The organism is Fibrobacter sp. UWB1 (assembly GCF_002210325.1).
GTDB lineage: Bacteria > Fibrobacterota > Fibrobacteria > Fibrobacterales > Fibrobacteraceae > Fibrobacter.
The window spans coordinates 207632-223294 of the sequence record NZ_MWQL01000002.1 but is presented as its reverse complement, the minus strand read 5'-3'; the positions used below and the strand labels follow the sequence as shown (position 1 = coordinate 223294).

Here is a 15663-nt window from a genome sequence, read left to right as displayed (position 1 = left end):
TATACTTGCGGCATGACTTTTTCGACTCTCATCGGCATCATTCTGTTGCTCGCCCTTGTCTTTTTTAAGCTTAAGGGCAAATCGCCGAAGAAGAATCCGAAAATGTACCATGGAGACGGCCGTCGCAAAACATTCCGCGATTTTGAGCAGGAACGCCGTAAGGGCTTGAGCGACGGCATTCGCGGGCTAGACAAGCCTTTTGAATTGGGCGGTTACGGCATCACGCACGCACCCACCCGCAGCGAAAACTTCTTCAAGCCAAATCCGAAATTCAATGACGAGCGCATCGCGAACGACCCGCGCGGCATTTTTGGCGAAGCCGCCATGATGGCTTTAACCGCGCGCGTCTGCGACACCGACAAGCGCCGCTACGTTCTAATGCGAAATCTCTACATTCCGGCCCGCGCAGGCTACACCGAAATTGACGCCTTGCTCTTGCACCAGTCGGGCATTTACGTTCTCGAAAGCAAGAACCTTTCCGGCGAAATCGCAGGCGACCTCGAAAGCGAGCGTTGGAATCAACACTTGAACGCAAGCACCGAACATACGTTCCATAACCCCATTCGCCAAAACATCGGACACATCTTGACGCTAGAACATTTCCTCAAGATTCGTCACGAGCAGGCGCACTTTATTTCGTTCGTGGTTTTCAGCGACCGCTGCACCTTACGAAAAGTGCCCAAGGATAACGAATTCTGGAGCATCGTCCACTGCAGCGAATTGCAAGACGCTCTACTCAAGCGCATCACGAGCCGCAAGACCATTTACAGCATGCAACAACTCGAAGACTTTTATTATAAATTGCAAGGCTGCATGAACGTGAGCGAAGAAGTGAAGAAGCAACATAGAGATTACGCCAGCAAAAGAGGGACAGCGCTTTCTTAATTACAAACCACTTCCTACCGCCAACTTCCTACTGCCTACTTCCTACTAATAAATATGAAACAGATTGTAAAGAAAACAGTTCTCGATAACGGAATCACGATTTTAACGGACTACATGCCGCATGCCTACTCGGTTGCGGTTGGCGTCTGGGTGCCGCGCGGATCGCGTCACGAAGCGAAAGACGAATTTGGCCTGAGTCATTTTTACGAACACTTGGTATTCAAGGGAACCGAAAACCGGAGCGCACTAGAAATCGCCCGCGCCATCGAAGACAAGGGCGGAAACCTGGAAGCCTATACCACCCGCCAGGAAACGGGTTTCTACGCGCAAATCGAACGCAGCCACTTGCCACTCGCCATCGACGTGATTGCCGATATGCTCATGCACCCGCGCATGGACAAGAAGGAAATGGAAAAAGAACGCCGCGTGATTATCGAAGAAATCCACAGCTACGACGACATTCCCGAAGAAATCGTAGGCGACGTCTTTAACGCCATCCACTTTAAAGGCAGCGGAATCGCCCATTCCATTACCGGAAACATCAAGCAAGTCAAGGCGCTCACGCACAAGCAAATGCTCAAGTACAAGGAACAAGTCGTAAGCGAGATTCCGCTCCTGATTTGCGCCTCGGGTAAAGTCAACCACGAAGAACTTGTAGAACTTTGTGCAGAAAAATTCGCACAAAAGAAAGTGAACGGCACTACACCAACCGACATTTACAAGGCAAGTAACAGCGTCAAAGTCGTACAGAAACAAGACATTGCACAATCGAACCTTTTCTGGGGTTTAAGCTTTGACCGAAGCCTGATGGATGAACGCGCCCGCTGCGCACTTTCGCTCTTTAACGTAGCGATGGGTGCCGGCATGGCCAGCCGCCTGTTCCAAAAAATCCGCGAAGACAAGGGACTTGCCTACTCCGTGTATTCAACCGCCGACGTTTACCTCGACTGCACCGACTGGGGCGTATCCCTCGCCACCGAACCGCACCAGTTGAACACGGCGCTAGAACTTTCTCTCAACGAAATCCGTAACTTCTTGAAGCGCGGATTCAATAAGGGTGAATACGAACGCACCAAGACGAACATCCTCGGTGCCATGTACCTAGGCGCCGACAGCCCCGAAAAGCGCGTCGTGCGCATGGCCGAACAAGTGCTGCACTTGGGCGAATTCCATACCATGGATCAGTCCGAAAAGCTAATCCAGTCCATGCCCGAAGACGAAGTCGTCGCCATAACGAATAAGTTATTCGGCGCAGCTAAGTTCTCGGCAGCGGTAATCGAACCAGCTAGCAAGAAAAAGACTCAAATTCCGGTACATTTTTTCTAAAGCCCGAAATTAATTCTTATTATTTAAGAAAATAAGGCATTATTATGAGAATTTCTACCAAAGGCCGCTATGCACTGCGCGTCATGATTGACCTTGCTCAACACAGCAAGGACGAATACGTGAAATTACAGGAACTAGCCGAAAGACAGCAAATTTCTGAAAAATACCTTGAAGGCATTTTAGGTTCGCTCGTTCGCGGCAAACTGCTTACGGGCGCCCGCGGCAAAGCCGGCGGTTACAGGCTCAACTGCGAACCCGCCCAATGTAGCGTATGGCAAATCCTTTCGGTTGTAGAAACATCCGTTTCGCCCGTCGCCTGCCTTGACGAAAAGGAAAACACCTGCGAACGCGCCAACATCTGCATTACGCTCCCGGTATGGAAAGAGCTCCATTCCATGATCAAGGATTACCTGGATGGTGTCAAACTGGACCAATTTTTGCGCAATAGTCCAAAGGCCAAGGGTAAAATTCCTGGCGGAAAGAACTGGAATTGCGGTTTATAGCGCCTAAACCGCTTTTTTTCGAGTACTAGTTATAGTTTAAAACTATTAGTAAGAAAAATGTAAGCAAATTTCTTGCATACCGCTTTATTTTCCTATTGATTTGGTGGGATTAAAGTTCTAATTTACCACCTGTCGAACGGATTAGCCGTTCAAAGCAATTAACAAAAAAATTCGTTCCGAACCAAAACCGGAATGACACGCGAGGAAGAGTCGCAAAGGTAGGATAGCCTATGAGTTGTCGAATGTGTAACAGAACTGAACCATCCTGGAAAAGCCAGGCATAAAAAACAACAAACCATTTAATCGTCCCACCGCGGACAACAATCAAAAAAGGAATTTATACAATGACTACACAGAACAAGCTCCATTTCGAAACTCTCCAGGTTCACGTTGGCCAGGAACATGCAGATCCCACAACCGATTCTCGCGCAGTTCCCATCTACCAGACCACTTCCTACGTGTTCCATAGCGCTCAGCATGCCGCTGACCGTTTCGCCCTGAAGGACGCCGGTAATGTCTATGGCCGTATCAACAACTCTACGCAGGGCGTGCTCGAAGAACGTATCGCTGCCCTCGAAGGTGGTGTTGCCGCTCTCGCCGTCGCTTCCGGTGCAGCTGCCATTACCTACGCCATTACGGCTCTCGCCCGCAAGGGTGACCACGTGGTTGCACAGCGTACGGTTTACGGCGGTACCTTCAACCTGCTGCAGCACACGCTCCGCGACTTCGGTATCGAAACGACTTTCGTTGACACCCACGACCTCAAGAGTGTCGAAGCTGCTGTCAAGAGCAACACGAAGCTCATCTTTATCGAAACGCTCGGCAACCCGCATTCCGACATTCCGGATATCGAAGCCATCGCTGAAATCGCCCACAAGAACAAGATTCCCCTGGTCATCGATAACACCTTCGGTACTCCGTACCTGATTCGCCCGATTGAACACGGTGCCGACATTGTGGTGCATTCTGCAACCAAGTTCATCGGTGGCCATGGCACGACTCTCGGCGGTATCATCGTGGACGGCGGCAAGTTCGACTGGGCTGCATCCGGCAAGTTCCCGCAGTTCACCGAAGTGAACCCGAGCTACGGAATTCCTTTCACCGCGACGGGCGCCGCTGCTTACGTGATCTACGTTCGCACGATTCTCCTCCGCGACGAAGGTGCTGCCATTTCTCCGTTCAACGCATTCCTCCTGTTGCAGGGTGTCGAAACGCTTTCTCTCCGCCTGGATCGCCATGTGGAAAACACCAAGAAGGTTATCGAGTTCCTCACCAAGCATCCGAAGGTTACCCGCGTGAGCCATCCGAGCCTCCCGAACCATCCGGACCACGAACTTTACAAGAAGTACTTCCCGAATGGCGGCGGTTCCATTTTCACCTTCGACATCAAGGGCGGTCAGGAAGAAGCCTTCAAGTTCATTGACAACCTGAAAATTTTCAGCCTGCTTGCCAACGTTGCCGACGTGAAGAGCCTCGTGATTCACCCGTACACCACCACGCACGCCGAACTTTCTCCGGAAGAATTGGCCGCCGCCGAAATTACCCCGGCAACGATCCGCGTGTCTATCGGTACGGAACATTACGAAGACATTATCGCCGACCTCGAAAACGGCTTTGCCGCAATCTAATTGATTGCATTGAGTTTCCAGATCCGAGCGCGTTTTCACCATTAGGAAACGTTCGTCGGACTGGATTCTTTTTTATAAACTGCCATTAAGACAGTAACGGAGAGTATTAAATGATTGACTTCGAATATTATAATCCTGCAAAAATCATTTTTGGCGAGCACAGTGAACAGAAGCTAAAATCACTTTTGGCCGCACACAATGTAAAGTCACTCCAACTCGTTTACAGCGGTGACTTTATCAAGACGCTGGGCATTTACGATGTGATCAAGGCAGCTGTCGCTGAACTCGGGATTCGTTTTTCGGAAAACGGGAATGTGGTACCGAACCCTTCGATTGACCTGGTGCGCGAACTCGTGAAGCAGGGCAAGGAAAATCAGGTGGACTTTGTGCTCGCGGTCGGTGGAGGAAGTTCGATTGATACGGCAAAGGCAGTGGCACTCGGCATTCCGTATGACGGCGATGTGTGGGACTTCTTTGAAAAAGGCATCTCGCCCAAGCAGGTTTTACCTATTGGCGTGATTGCAACGACCGCTTCGAGCGGTTCCGAGACTTCGAACGCAGCGATTCTTTCGAGCGGTGAATGGAAACTCGGTTTTGAAGATGACCGGATCATTCCGAAATTCGCCATCATGAACCCGAAATACACGGTGGGCTTGCCGGCATACCAGACTTTTGTAGGCATCGCTGACGTACTCTCGCACTTGTTGGAACGCTATTTCTCGGACGAAAAGAATTCCGACACGACGGACTACCTGATTGAAGGCGCGATTCGCGCATTGCTCGTGAATGCGGACAAGCTCTTGAAAGATCAGAAGGACGTCAATGCCCGTGGTGAAATCCAGTGGCTCGCGAGCGTTGCTCACGGCGGATTCCTGGATGCGGGGCGTCGCGCGGACTGGGGCTCTCACCGAATCGAGCATGAACTTTCGGCGCAGTACAACATCACTCACGGCGAAGGCATGGCCGTTGTCACCGTCGCTTGGACCAAGTACATGGCCGAGAAAAAGCCCTGGAGGCTTGCACTTTTGGCAAACAGGGTTTTCGGGGTAGATTCCTACAACTACAACGAAACGGAACGAGCTTATATTTTGTCAGAAAAGCTTTCGGCTTTCTTCAAGAAACTGCACCTCGCAACAACCCTGGCAGAACTCAAGATCGACAACAAGGATTTTGACGCCATGGCCGCAAGAGCCGTAAGAAACGGCAATGTCGGGCATTATGTACCTTTAGATGCAACCGCAATCAAGGACATTTTGACGTTAGCTTTGTAAATTTTAACAGGAAAAACAATTCAAAGATAAGGATTAAAAACATGTCTAAAATCTATACCTCCGCCGACCAGCTCATTGGTCACACCCCGCTTCTCGAACTCACCCATATCGAAGAAGGCCTCGGAGCCAAGATTCTTGGAAAGCTCGAATACTTCAACCCCGCCGGTTCCGTGAAGGATCGTATTGCAAAGGCGATGATTGACGAAGCAGAAAAGAGCGGTAAGCTCAAGAAGGGTGCCGTGATTATCGAACCGACTTCGGGCAACACCGGTATCGGTCTTGCATCTGTCGCTGCAGCACGTGGCTACCGCATCATCATCGTGATGCCCGAAACCATGAGCGTGGAACGCCGCCAAATCATGAAAGCCTACGGCGCAGAACTCGTGCTGACCGAAGGCGCCAAGGGCATGAAGGGCGCTATCGAAAAGGCCGATGAACTCGCCAAGGAAATCCCGAACAGCTTTATTCCGGGCCAGTTCGTGAACCCGGCAAACCCGGCAGCCCACAAGGCCACCACCGGTCCTGAAATTTGGGAAGACACCGATGGTAAAGTTGATATTTTTGTGGCCGGTGTCGGTACCGGTGGTACGGTCACAGGCGTAGGCGAATACCTCAAGTCCAAGAATCCGAACGTGAAGATTGTAGCCGTTGAACCGGCTAGCTCTCCGGTACTTACCAAGGGTACTGCTGGCGCACACAAGATTCAGGGCATTGGCGCAGGCTTTATTCCTGAAACTTTGAACACCAAGGTGTACGACGAAGTGATCGCTGTCGAAAACGAAGCCGCCTTCGAAGCCGGCCGTGAAATCGGCAAGAAGGAAGGCGTACTCGTTGGCATTTCTTCGGGTGCAGCCCTCTGGGCAGCCAAGGAACTCGCGAAGCGCCCGGAAAACAAGGGCAAGACGATTGTCGCACTCCTCCCGGATACCGGCGATCGCTACCTTTCTACCGCGCTCTTCGCAGAATAATTACAAATGAATTGTTACACAGGAGGCCCTTAACGGGGCCTCTTTTTGTTTTTCTATGTTTGCGCCAGGTTTAATTTATGGCACACAAGAACATCATCTTCGATTTAGGTGGAGTCATCCTCGACATCAACATGCAAAAGGCCCTAGACGGCTTTGCTGCACTCGGGATTCCCCAAAGTGAACTCCGCTTCGATAAAGGTGAAACAGCCGACTTGATGCACCATTACCAGCTCGGGCATTTTGCGACCGATGAATTCTGCAGACTCGTTGCCGCCAAGTGCAATCCGGGTACGACTCCCGAACAAGTCGCACTCGCCTGGAACAGCATTTGCATCGGCATTCCCGAACGAAAGCTGAACGCCATCAAGGCACTTAAGCAACGAGCCAATGTTTACCTGCTGAGCAACACCAACGACCTTCATTGGCAATACTGCCAGGACCATTGGTTCAACGCGGGCGGAAACCGTTGCGAAGATTTTTTCAACCAGGTGTTCTTAAGCCAGGACCTGCACCTCGAAAAACCCAGCGCAAAAATCTTTGAATACGTCACCAAAACAATCGGCGCTGTCCGCGGCACAGAGGTGTCAGGCGACATAACCTCGGACACAATCTTCCTCGACGACAACATCGATAACGTAAATGCCGCAAAAAATTGCGGCATTCAAGCGGAGCAAATCACACCCGATTTCGACTGGTTCGATTACCTTAAAGCGCTTAATTAAAACGCCTGGTAAATCTTGAATATGGCGAGAATCTTTCCGATAATGGCGGGGATTCCCGGGCACAAGAAGCAGAGGATTACGCGAGTCACGCGGTTTTTCCACCAGCGTTTGACCTGCCAGATATCGTCAGTCAACGTTTCCATTTCGGACACGCGCGGCGGGCGCATGTAAACCTGCGTCAGCGCCGTAAAGAACCCGACACCAATCAGCGGTGTAAGACCCGTAAACGGAGCCGCGATAAGCGCCACCAGAACTGTCAGCGGATGACCGCCAGCAATGATGGTACCGAGCATGGCTCCACCGCCGGTGAGCATCGCCCACTGCAGGCTGAGTTCGCCCGCCTTTTCGGCACCCGTATGCACGCCCACGGCAATAATACTTGCGATGATTGCAACCGGAATGGCCCAGCCGATAATCTTCCAGATGGGAGCGCTCTTCGGAATCACGCTAATGGATTCTTCGCTCGGGAGTTCGCGGTTTTCTTCGATAATGTGCGCAATCCCGTTCATGTGGCCCGCACCGACAACGGCCACAATCTTTTTGCCCGGAGCGTTCCTGATTTTGCTTGCGAGGAACTGGTCGCGTTCGTCGATAAGCACTTGTTTGACTTCGGGGAACGACTTTCCAAAATCCTGCATCATGGCACTCAAAGCATCTTGTTCCTTAATCTTGGCCAAGTCTTCTTCACTGACTTCGGTCTTGTCAAAAATACTTGCGATGAGTCCACCCAAAAGGCTCAACTTACGATACCACGGAGTGCAAGCCCAAGTACGCCTCAAGGTAATCTTGATGTCTCGGTCGGCAAGCACCAGTTCAGCGTTCTTTTCTGCAGCGACATCAACAGCTTCTTTAAGTTCGGAACCAGGCTTCACGCCCGTCTGAGCCCCCATGCGCTTCTGGTAGGACCCGAGCACCAAGTTTGCAATAAGCGTCGCCAACTGTTTTTTCTTGATGACTTGCTTTAAATCAGTCTTTTTCCAGCGGTCCGGATCCTTGATAGAATTCAAACGCCCTTCGTCCAATTCAACACAAACTGTATCCGGAGATTCTGCTTCAATAGTCGCCCGAACCAGGTCCTTGGAGGCCTGGGAAATATGGGCGGTACCAATTAGAATAAGCTCTCTATCGTCTTTTTTAATGCGGTAAATATCAGATTTTTCGTTCATCGGACTAAATGATAGCAAGAAAACGGCTTGCAAATTGAAAAAAAATTTTCTTTTTTGTTGACTTTATCAAAAAATGTTTATATTTATATAAAATTTTCGTTTTTCGGAGGTTTGGCCCTATGAAAAAAATTTTGGCATATCTTTCTTTGGCGGCATTGGTTCTGACCGGCTGTGCAGGTTCTAAGTCTGATGACCCGGAAGCCCTTGACAACGCATTGGTCGGATTCACCTCCTGTGTGCAGGGTTCTCGCTGGCAGGAAGCTCTTGAATATGTGACGCCAAGCGAAGCTGACGCAATCGCAACATCCGATGGTTACGAATTCAAAGACGAATACAAGACTGCCGCCCGCAGACTCCCGCTTTCGACACTCCGTAGAGCAGGACTCCAGGTTGACGGCAGAGGCCGTCTAATAGGCATCAAGGACGCCATGGACGAAGCTAACGGCCGCTACGTGATGTCCGAAGAACAGGCCAAGGTTGGTACCAACCTCAAGCAGATGGAAGACGAACGCGTGAAGCGCCGTATTGAACAGGGCCAAAAGATTCTGCAAGAAGAAGAGGAAGAAGCCAACCAGGAACAAGAAGAAATCGTCTATTCCAACAAGCTGACCGAAGAAGAAAAGCGCAAGTACGGTAGCACCCGCGACCTGCAGGCTCCGGAAGCTTACGAAGACGAAAGCACGCAGGAAGCCGAAGAAGAAATCTACGGCGGCGACTACGAAAACCCGTAATGATTAACTTATTAAAAACCATTTCGAAAACGGCGCTATTCAAGGCGTCGTTTTTTGCAGCATTGTTCTGCCTGGCGGCCTGCAATCTTGGCCCAGACCCGGATGCAGACGGAGCCCGCTTCAACAGGCGGTTTCATTACTACTATGTACAGGACTGCCGCTTTGATTCGTTCGGCGCATATGACTGCGGACCGATACACTCCCTGAGCCCCTCCATGACCGTGGGTCTCAGAATCGACAGTGACGGCCTAGCCTCCTTGAACCTCGATGGTGACCGCTATTACTACCTGGAATCGGAATACACCGAAGACTACGACAGCGATTACGGTCCCTTTTTCGGCTTTACGCAAGATGACGACGACCTGACCATCTACAAAAGCGGCGAAGTCATGGCCTATTGGGACAATGCGAACGGGCTGGTCACGTACTACTTTTTCGACCTATACTGATTGACGTCGGGGCTTTAAGTTTCTATTTTTGACCCCACTCATGAGCAATTCTAAGAATTTTGTTATCGCCCTCGATGGCGGTTCGGGTACCGGCAAGAGTACCACCGCAAAGATCGTGGCAAAGACCCTCGGCATTACCTATCTGGATACCGGCGCCATGTACCGCGCCGTGACGCTTGCCGCCCTCGATGCAGGACTTGCTGCCGAAGAAGGCCCCGCCATGGACAAATTGCTCGAAAACCTGACCCTCGGGTTCGATTCCGAAAACCACATCCTCATCAACGGAGTCTGCCGCGAAAACGAAATCCGCGGCATGAAGGTATCGAGCAACGTGAGCATCTACTGCGCACTCCCGTCGGTCCGTGCCGCCATGACCAAGCAGCAGCGCGAAATCGGCAAGAAGCAGAGCTGCATCCTGGATGGCCGCGATATCGGAACCGTGGTGTTCCCCGACGCGAAGTACAAGTTTTTCATGGTGACGGACGTGAAGGTCCGCGCCGAACGCCGCTACAAGGAACTCCTTGAAAAGGGCGAAAAGGTGACTCTCGAAGAAGTCCTCAACAACCTGGTCGAACGCGACCGCCTGGATTCTTCGCGCGCAACCGCCCCGTTAAAGAAAGCGGACGACGCTATTGAAATTGACACTACACACATCTCAATCCAACAACAGGTTCAAAAGATTCTCGACTACGTAGGTGTAGTGGCGTAGCCTGAATCCTTTGTTCCACAACCCAACTAAACAATATGTCTCAAAATCTCAAATTCGGTACCGCTGAAGATCTCGCTGAAATCCTCGCCGCTCAGGGCGAATGCAGCCCCGACTTCCGTAAGCAGAACGCTGACGTTTACGCCGGCATGGATTGCCTCGAACAAGGCAAGCTCGTCACTGGTAAGATTAGCCAGGTGAACGACCAGGAAGTCCTGATCGACGTGAACTACAAGTCCGAAGGTGTCATTGACCGTGCTGAATTCAAGGACACGGACTCCCTCGAAATCGGTTCCGAAATCGAAGTGTTTGTCGAAAAGCTTGAAGATGAAGACGGACGTCTCATCCTTTCGAAGCAGAAGGCCGACTTCGTGCGCGTGTGGGATCGCATCCACGCTGCATTCGAAAACAACGAAGTCGTGCGCGGTACGCTCACGAAGCGTATCAAGGGCGGTGTGGTTGTCGACCTGTTCGGCATCGACGCCTTCCTCCCGGGTTCCCAGATCGACCTCCGTCAGATCCCGGACATCAACGCCCTCATCGGTCAGGAATACGACCTCAAGGTTATCAAGGTCAACAAGGCTCGCCGCAACATCGTCGTGTCTCGCCGCGTCGTTCTCGAAGAAGAACGCAACAAGCAGCGTGGCGACGTGCTCGAAACCCTCGAAAAGGGTCAGGTCCGCAAGGGTATCGTCAAGAACATCACCGACTTCGGTGCATTCATTGACCTCGGCGGCGTAGACGGCCTCCTCCACATCACCGACATGAGCTACAAGCGCATCAACCACCCGACCGAAATGCTCCAGCTCGGCCAGGAAGTCGAAGTCATGGTTCTCGACTTCAACGACAAGAAGGAACGCATCTCTCTCGGCATGAAGCAGCTTAAGCCGCATCCGTGGAAGGACATCGCCGAACGTTATCCGGAAGGCGCCATCGTTAAGGGTAAGGTTGTTTCCATTACCGATTACGGTGCATTCGTTGAACTGGATAGCGGCGTCGAAGGCCTCATCCACGTTTCCGAAATGTCCTGGACTCAGCATGTCAAGCACCCGTCCAAGATCCTCTCCGTGGGTCAGGAAGTGGAAGCTGTCGTGCTCAAGGTTGAAGAAGATGCAGAACGCATCTCTCTCGGCATGAAGCAGCTCGAATCCGATCCGTGGGATTCTATCGAAACCGAACTTCCGCCGGGTGCCCGCGTGGTTGGTGAAATCCGCAACATCGCTTCCTTCGGCGCCTTCGTCGAAATCAAGGAAGGTGTTGATGGCCTCATCCACGTTTCCGACATGTCCTGGACCAAGAAGATCACCCACCCGAACGAAATGGTCAAGAAGGGTGACAAGGTTGAATGCGTCGTGCTCGCCGTCGATAAGGAAAAGCGTCGTATTTCCCTCTCCATGAAGCACCTCACCGAAGACCCGTGGGATACCATCGATTCCACCTACCCGGTGAACAGCGAAGTGAAGGGCAAGATCGTTCGCATGCTCGACCGCGGCGTCGTGGTTGAACTCAACGACGGAATCGAAGGCTTCATCCCGGTCTCCAAGCTCACCGCTGAATACATCAAGGTTCCGGCCGATGCATTCAAGGTTGGCGACGAAGTTCCGGCTGTCGTGACCGAAATCGATCAGAACAACCGTAAGATCTTCCTCTCTGTGGTGGACTACTTCAAGAACCGTGAATCCGCCGAGCTCAAGGCTTGGATGGACTCTCACAAGCCGGGCGAATCTGGCACCACCATCGGTGAAGCAACCGCCCCGAAGAAGAAGTCTTCCAAGAAGAAGGCTGACGCTGAAGCCGAAGCTTAATTTAGTAGGCAGTTGGCAGTAGACAGTAGGCAGGAATAGTAAGGCGGCTACGTCGCAATTATTAGAACTTCCTACTTCTAACTTCTTACTGACAACTTTAAAAAACTCCTGTGGGTAAAACCACGGGAGTTTTTTACTGTATAATGTAGGATGTGAAATGAAAAATCTGTCATTACACATTTCACACTACACATCTCACATTTTTTCTATCTTAGGGGGTATGAACCTCGCTGGAAAGAAAATTTTGCTCGGTGTTTCGGGCGGCATCGCCGTGTACAAGAGCTGCGAGCTGTTGCGCCTGTTGCAAAAGAAGGGTGCTACCGTGCGCATATGCATGACCGATGCGGCGACCGAATTCGTGGCCCCGCTGACTTTTGCAAGCCTTAGCAAGTGTCCCGTGTACCTGAAGAACGGAGCCGTCGAGGCGCGCCCTTTCCAGCATATCGATTTTCCACGCTGGGCAGACCTCTATTTGGTGGTGCCCGCGACCGCGAACGTCATCGGGAAATTCGCCTGCGGCATTGCCGACGATCCGGTGAGCCTTTGCTTTATGAGCTGCACGTGCCCGCGCGTGATTGCGCCCGCGATGAATGTGGCCATGTACAATTCTCCGGCGGTAAAGCGCAACCTCGAGATTTTGCGCGGCTTTGAAGACACGACCGTGCTGGAATCGCCCGCGGGAGAACTCGCCTGCGGTGAAGTCGGACAAGGTCGCCTGATGGAACCGGCGGAAATTGTGGATTATTTAGAGGCCAGCGACGTTAAATTCCGAACTCCGAATTCTGAATTCCGAATTGAACCGCCGGCAATCCCCGTTGCAAAAGACATCGACCCGACGAAAGATTCTACTCTTCCCGGCTACGGCAAGAAGGTCCTGTTGACAGCAGGCCGCACCGAAGAAGCGATTGACCCGGTGCGCTACATCAGCAACCGCAGCAGCGGAAAGACCGCCGTCGCACTCGCCTCGGTGTTCTACGCCAACGGCTTTGAAGTCGAAGTTGTCGCAGGCCCGATGGAGGCGGCGTTCCCGGGCGGAGTTAAAGTGACCCGCGTGCAAAGCGCCCGGGACATGCACGACGCCGTGATGGAGCGGTTAGATTCTGCGGACGCCGTCGTGCATTGCGCGGCGGTAGCGGACTACCGCCCCGCCCACGCCGCCGACGAGAAAATCAAGGATAGCCGCAGCCAGCTGACGATTGAACTTGTACCGAATCCGAATATTCTACGCGATTGCACTGCCGCCCGCAAGGCTCGCACCGATTCCACATCGGGAACCGCCGCGCATAAGCAGGTAATTGTCGGATTCGCACTTGAGACCGATCACTTCGAAGAACACGCCGCAGAAAAACTTGAAAAGAGCGGCGCCGACGCACTTCTGTTAAATGCACCCGTGGCCGCTGATTCCGGCTTCGGCCGCGACTGCGTGCGCTTCGCCCTGGTGGAGCGTGGCAAGGCCGTTCCACCGCTCGCCATGGGCGAGAAGGTCGATTTGGCCGAGACGATTTTGAACTTTTGCCTGGAGCGCCTGAATGGCTGACGAATTTGACTTTAGCGAACTGCGCAACTACCTTTCAGGACAAATCGACCTGGGCGAAGCGGAACTGCTGCTAGACGAGCCGTGGACGCTCACGCGCAAGCCCGCTGTTCCTGGTGCGCCCGCCGCTCGCCCGGCTGTCGCCCCGCGCCCCGCTGCACCAAGTAATTTTCCGCCGACTCCGGCCGCAGCCCCCGCGGCACGCCCGGTGCCGCGCAACTTGCCGCCGCAATTTCCAAACAGTGCGCCCGCTTCTACAGCTCCGGAAGCCGCAAGCGCTCCGATTCCGCAGGCCCCGATTCCGGACACCACCGGATTTGCCCCCTCGCTCTTCGGCGCCGTCGACACCAAGGCCTCAGCAATTCCCGCTGCCAACATGCCGACGGCACGCACAGTCAAGCGCGCTACCCACGCCTTTGAATCCGCAGAATCCCTTGACGCATTCTACGAGTCCATCAAGGGCGAAGCCCTGTACGCCAAGGAAACAGCCCTCGCCCGCTACGTAGGCCCCACGAAGCCGAAATTGCTTTTCCTGCTCCCCGCCATTAAAATGGCCGAAGCAGCGAACATTTCGGCCACAAGCACCGACGCCTTCTTCGGAACTCCCGTCGGGCAGATGCTTTCGCGCCTGTTCGCAAGCCTCTCCATCGAGCAGAAGGACATCGGCATCACCTATTTCTTCAAGTCCACCGAACGCCCGCTCGCGCCGCTTTTGGAAGCCGCGCTCCGCAAGATGCTCGCCAAGGAACTCAGCTTTATTCAGCCCGAAATCATGGTCACCTTCGGCCAGCCGCTGTTCTATCAGGTGTTCGGCAAGGGCAAGAATTTCGACGACAACGCCGGCACCGCCATGGATTTCTCAGGTACCAAGAGCGTCGCCCTCGTGGACCCCTACCTCATGGTCAACGACAAGCAAATGAAATGGCTCACCTGGAAGGTTCACATCCCGCGCAGCGGTCTTTTCACCATCGCCGCAAAATAGTTACACTTCAATCAGTGTTGCCACAAGGCAGCTGTCTTTAGTGTGGCCAGAGCCCACAAAGTCAATGTCCTGCGACTTGTTCCAAAGTGTTTTGGCTTTCGCGTGAACAGACGCCACCGCAGCGAGCGCATCGCGCGAGAATTTAGACAAATTAAATTCGCTATAGTTGGAGCTCACCATAAAGAGGCCGCCCTTGTTCAGAAGCGTGGCGCAGTCGGCCACCAACGGCATCAGGTGTTCACGCACATTGAAGTTCTTGCCCTTGAAGCGGGCAAAACTCGGCGGGTCCAAAACGATGGCATCAAACTTGAGGCCCTTCTTTTGCGCCCAGTGAACGTATTCAACGGCATTGCCTCTGAAGAATTCGCCCTGCTTGGGTTCGAGCCCGTTAAGCGCATAGTTTTCGCGGCCCTTGTCCAGAATCTTCGCGCTGATGTCGGCATTCGTCGAAATCTCGGCGCCACCTAAGCGGCCGTGCACCGAGAAGGCGCAAGTGTAGCTGAACAGATTCAGCATGCGGCGGTCGGCCGCACGCTCGCCCATCTCCAGGCGAATATGGCGCATGTCCAGGAACAGCCCCGGATTCACCGTGTCGAGCAAATCGATGTGGAACTTCGCCGTACCTTCGCGGACTACACCTACAGAATCTTCCGCGCGCCCCACCGCCACTTCCATCGGCGGATTCTCCAGCGACTTGCCGGAACGCGAAAGGCGTTCCTTTACAACGAGGCAAACCGGTGCGAACTTTTCTGCTACGGCAGCGACGACGGCATGTTTTTCGCGGAGCAGTTCTTCACCGAAAAACTGAATCTGATAACGGTCGCCGAACTTGTCGAGCGTCACGCCGGGGAAACCGTCCGGCGTTCCATTTACAATGCGGAAAGCCTCGGTAACCCCTAGCAAAGGAGCACGTCTTTTATAAGCAGCATCTAGTTTTTCGGCAAAACTCATAAGCAATGATTTTGATTACAAATGTGAGATGTGGGA

The 15663-nt window shown here is 52.8% G+C and carries 15 protein-coding genes; 13 read left to right on the top strand and 2 right to left on the bottom strand.

What is annotated here, in order from left to right:
- The first annotated feature begins 12 nt into the window (after window positions 1-12).
- From B7988_RS02405 to B7988_RS02375, 7 genes are all read left to right on the top strand, one after another.
- On the top strand, window positions 13-885 hold the full coding sequence (locus B7988_RS02405; protein WP_088656698.1) for a nuclease-related domain-containing protein: 873 nt from the start codon (window positions 13-15) through the stop codon (window positions 883-885).
- 54 nt (window positions 886-939) lie between these two features.
- On the top strand, window positions 940-2211 hold the full coding sequence (locus B7988_RS02400) for a pitrilysin family protein (protein WP_088656697.1): 1272 nt from the start codon (window positions 940-942) through the stop codon (window positions 2209-2211).
- Window positions 2212-2255: 44 nt separating this feature from the next.
- Window positions 2256-2714 carry an Rrf2 family transcriptional regulator gene (locus B7988_RS02395; RefSeq protein ID WP_073320920.1) on the top strand — a complete coding sequence of 153 codons (459 nt, stop codon included), beginning with the start codon at window positions 2256-2258 and terminating at the stop codon, window positions 2712-2714.
- A 344-nt stretch (window positions 2715-3058) separates the two neighbouring features.
- On the top strand, window positions 3059-4342 hold the full coding sequence (locus B7988_RS02390) for an O-acetylhomoserine aminocarboxypropyltransferase/cysteine synthase family protein (protein ID WP_088656696.1): 1284 nt from the start codon (window positions 3059-3061) through the stop codon (window positions 4340-4342).
- A gap of 110 nt (window positions 4343-4452) precedes the next feature.
- Window positions 4453-5613, top strand: a complete 1161-nt coding sequence (locus B7988_RS02385) for an iron-containing alcohol dehydrogenase (protein WP_088656695.1) — start codon at window positions 4453-4455, stop codon at window positions 5611-5613.
- Between the two features lie 41 nt (window positions 5614-5654).
- Entirely contained in the window at window positions 5655-6581 is a 927-nt protein-coding gene (gene cysK / locus B7988_RS02380) for a cysteine synthase A (RefSeq protein ID WP_088656694.1), read from the top strand.
- A 77-nt stretch (window positions 6582-6658) separates the two neighbouring features.
- Complete coding sequence (locus B7988_RS02375; RefSeq protein ID WP_088656693.1) at window positions 6659-7303, top strand: HAD family hydrolase; 645 nt, start codon at window positions 6659-6661, stop codon at window positions 7301-7303.
- Here B7988_RS02375 and B7988_RS02370 read toward each other — a convergent pair.
- Complete coding sequence (locus B7988_RS02370) at window positions 7300-8469, bottom strand: TraB/GumN family protein (RefSeq protein ID WP_073320909.1); 1170 nt, start codon at window positions 8467-8469, stop codon at window positions 7300-7302. The genes B7988_RS02375 and B7988_RS02370 overlap by 4 nt on opposite strands.
- A 119-nt stretch (window positions 8470-8588) precedes the next feature.
- On the opposite strand from B7988_RS02370, the gene B7988_RS02365 reads away from it, so the two are divergent.
- The 6 genes from B7988_RS02365 to B7988_RS02340 all read left to right on the top strand — a co-directional run bounded on the left by B7988_RS02365 (window position 8589) and on the right by B7988_RS02340 (window position 14676).
- A complete protein-coding gene (locus B7988_RS02365; RefSeq protein ID WP_073320906.1) occupies window positions 8589-9200 on the top strand; it encodes a hypothetical protein in 612 nt (203 codons plus the stop codon).
- Window positions 9200-9649 carry a hypothetical protein gene (locus tag B7988_RS02360; protein WP_088656692.1) on the top strand — a complete coding sequence of 150 codons (450 nt, stop codon included), beginning with the start codon at window positions 9200-9202 and terminating at the stop codon, window positions 9647-9649. The genes B7988_RS02365 and B7988_RS02360 overlap by 1 nt, the downstream gene beginning before the upstream one ends.
- 40 nt (window positions 9650-9689) lie before the next feature.
- A complete protein-coding gene (gene cmk / locus B7988_RS02355; protein ID WP_088656691.1) occupies window positions 9690-10358 on the top strand; it encodes a (d)CMP kinase in 669 nt (222 codons plus the stop codon).
- 35 nt (window positions 10359-10393) lie between these two features.
- Window positions 10394-12160 (top strand): 30S ribosomal protein S1, encoded by a 1767-nt coding sequence (gene rpsA / locus B7988_RS02350; RefSeq protein ID WP_073320897.1) that lies wholly within the window; start codon window positions 10394-10396, stop codon window positions 12158-12160.
- 220 nt (window positions 12161-12380) lie between these two features.
- A complete protein-coding gene (locus B7988_RS02345; protein WP_170930517.1) occupies window positions 12381-13697 on the top strand; it encodes a bifunctional phosphopantothenoylcysteine decarboxylase/phosphopantothenate synthase in 1317 nt (438 codons plus the stop codon).
- A complete protein-coding gene (locus B7988_RS02340; protein ID WP_088656689.1) occupies window positions 13690-14676 on the top strand; it encodes a hypothetical protein in 987 nt (328 codons plus the stop codon). The genes B7988_RS02345 and B7988_RS02340 overlap by 8 nt, the downstream gene beginning before the upstream one ends.
- On the opposite strand, the gene B7988_RS02335 is transcribed toward B7988_RS02340, so the two are convergent.
- Entirely contained in the window at window positions 14677-15627 is a 951-nt protein-coding gene (locus B7988_RS02335; RefSeq protein ID WP_249268806.1) for a class I SAM-dependent methyltransferase, read from the bottom strand.
- Window positions 15628-15663: the final 36 nt, after the last annotated feature.

What these genes read in the sequence shown, in the direction of transcription:
- B7988_RS02375 (WP_088656693.1), top strand. Translation starts at nt 6,659, where the DNA reads ATGGCACACAAGAACATCATCTTCGATTTAGGTGGAGTCATCCTCGAC.
- cmk (WP_088656691.1), top strand. Translation starts at nt 9,690, where the DNA reads ATGAGCAATTCTAAGAATTTTGTTATCGCCCTCGATGGCGGTTCGGGT.
- B7988_RS02335 (WP_249268806.1), bottom strand. Translation starts at nt 15,627, where the DNA reads ATGAGTTTTGCCGAAAAACTAGATGCTGCTTATAAAAGACGTGCTCCT.
- rpsA (WP_073320897.1), top strand. Translation starts at nt 10,394, where the DNA reads ATGTCTCAAAATCTCAAATTCGGTACCGCTGAAGATCTCGCTGAAATC.
- B7988_RS02385 (WP_088656695.1), top strand. Translation starts at nt 4,453, where the DNA reads ATGATTGACTTCGAATATTATAATCCTGCAAAAATCATTTTTGGCGAG.
- B7988_RS02365 (WP_073320906.1), top strand. Translation starts at nt 8,589, where the DNA reads ATGAAAAAAATTTTGGCATATCTTTCTTTGGCGGCATTGGTTCTGACC.
- B7988_RS02360 (WP_088656692.1), top strand. Translation starts at nt 9,200, where the DNA reads ATGATTAACTTATTAAAAACCATTTCGAAAACGGCGCTATTCAAGGCG.
- B7988_RS02400 (WP_088656697.1), top strand. Translation starts at nt 940, where the DNA reads ATGAAACAGATTGTAAAGAAAACAGTTCTCGATAACGGAATCACGATT.
- B7988_RS02340 (WP_088656689.1), top strand. Translation starts at nt 13,690, where the DNA reads ATGGCTGACGAATTTGACTTTAGCGAACTGCGCAACTACCTTTCAGGA.
- cysK (WP_088656694.1), top strand. Translation starts at nt 5,655, where the DNA reads ATGTCTAAAATCTATACCTCCGCCGACCAGCTCATTGGTCACACCCCG.
- B7988_RS02345 (WP_170930517.1), top strand. Translation starts at nt 12,381, where the DNA reads ATGAACCTCGCTGGAAAGAAAATTTTGCTCGGTGTTTCGGGCGGCATC.
- B7988_RS02370 (WP_073320909.1), bottom strand. Translation starts at nt 8,469, where the DNA reads ATGAACGAAAAATCTGATATTTACCGCATTAAAAAAGACGATAGAGAG.
- B7988_RS02390 (WP_088656696.1), top strand. Translation starts at nt 3,059, where the DNA reads ATGACTACACAGAACAAGCTCCATTTCGAAACTCTCCAGGTTCACGTT.
- B7988_RS02405 (WP_088656698.1), top strand. Translation starts at nt 13, where the DNA reads ATGACTTTTTCGACTCTCATCGGCATCATTCTGTTGCTCGCCCTTGTC.
- B7988_RS02395 (WP_073320920.1), top strand. Translation starts at nt 2,256, where the DNA reads ATGAGAATTTCTACCAAAGGCCGCTATGCACTGCGCGTCATGATTGAC.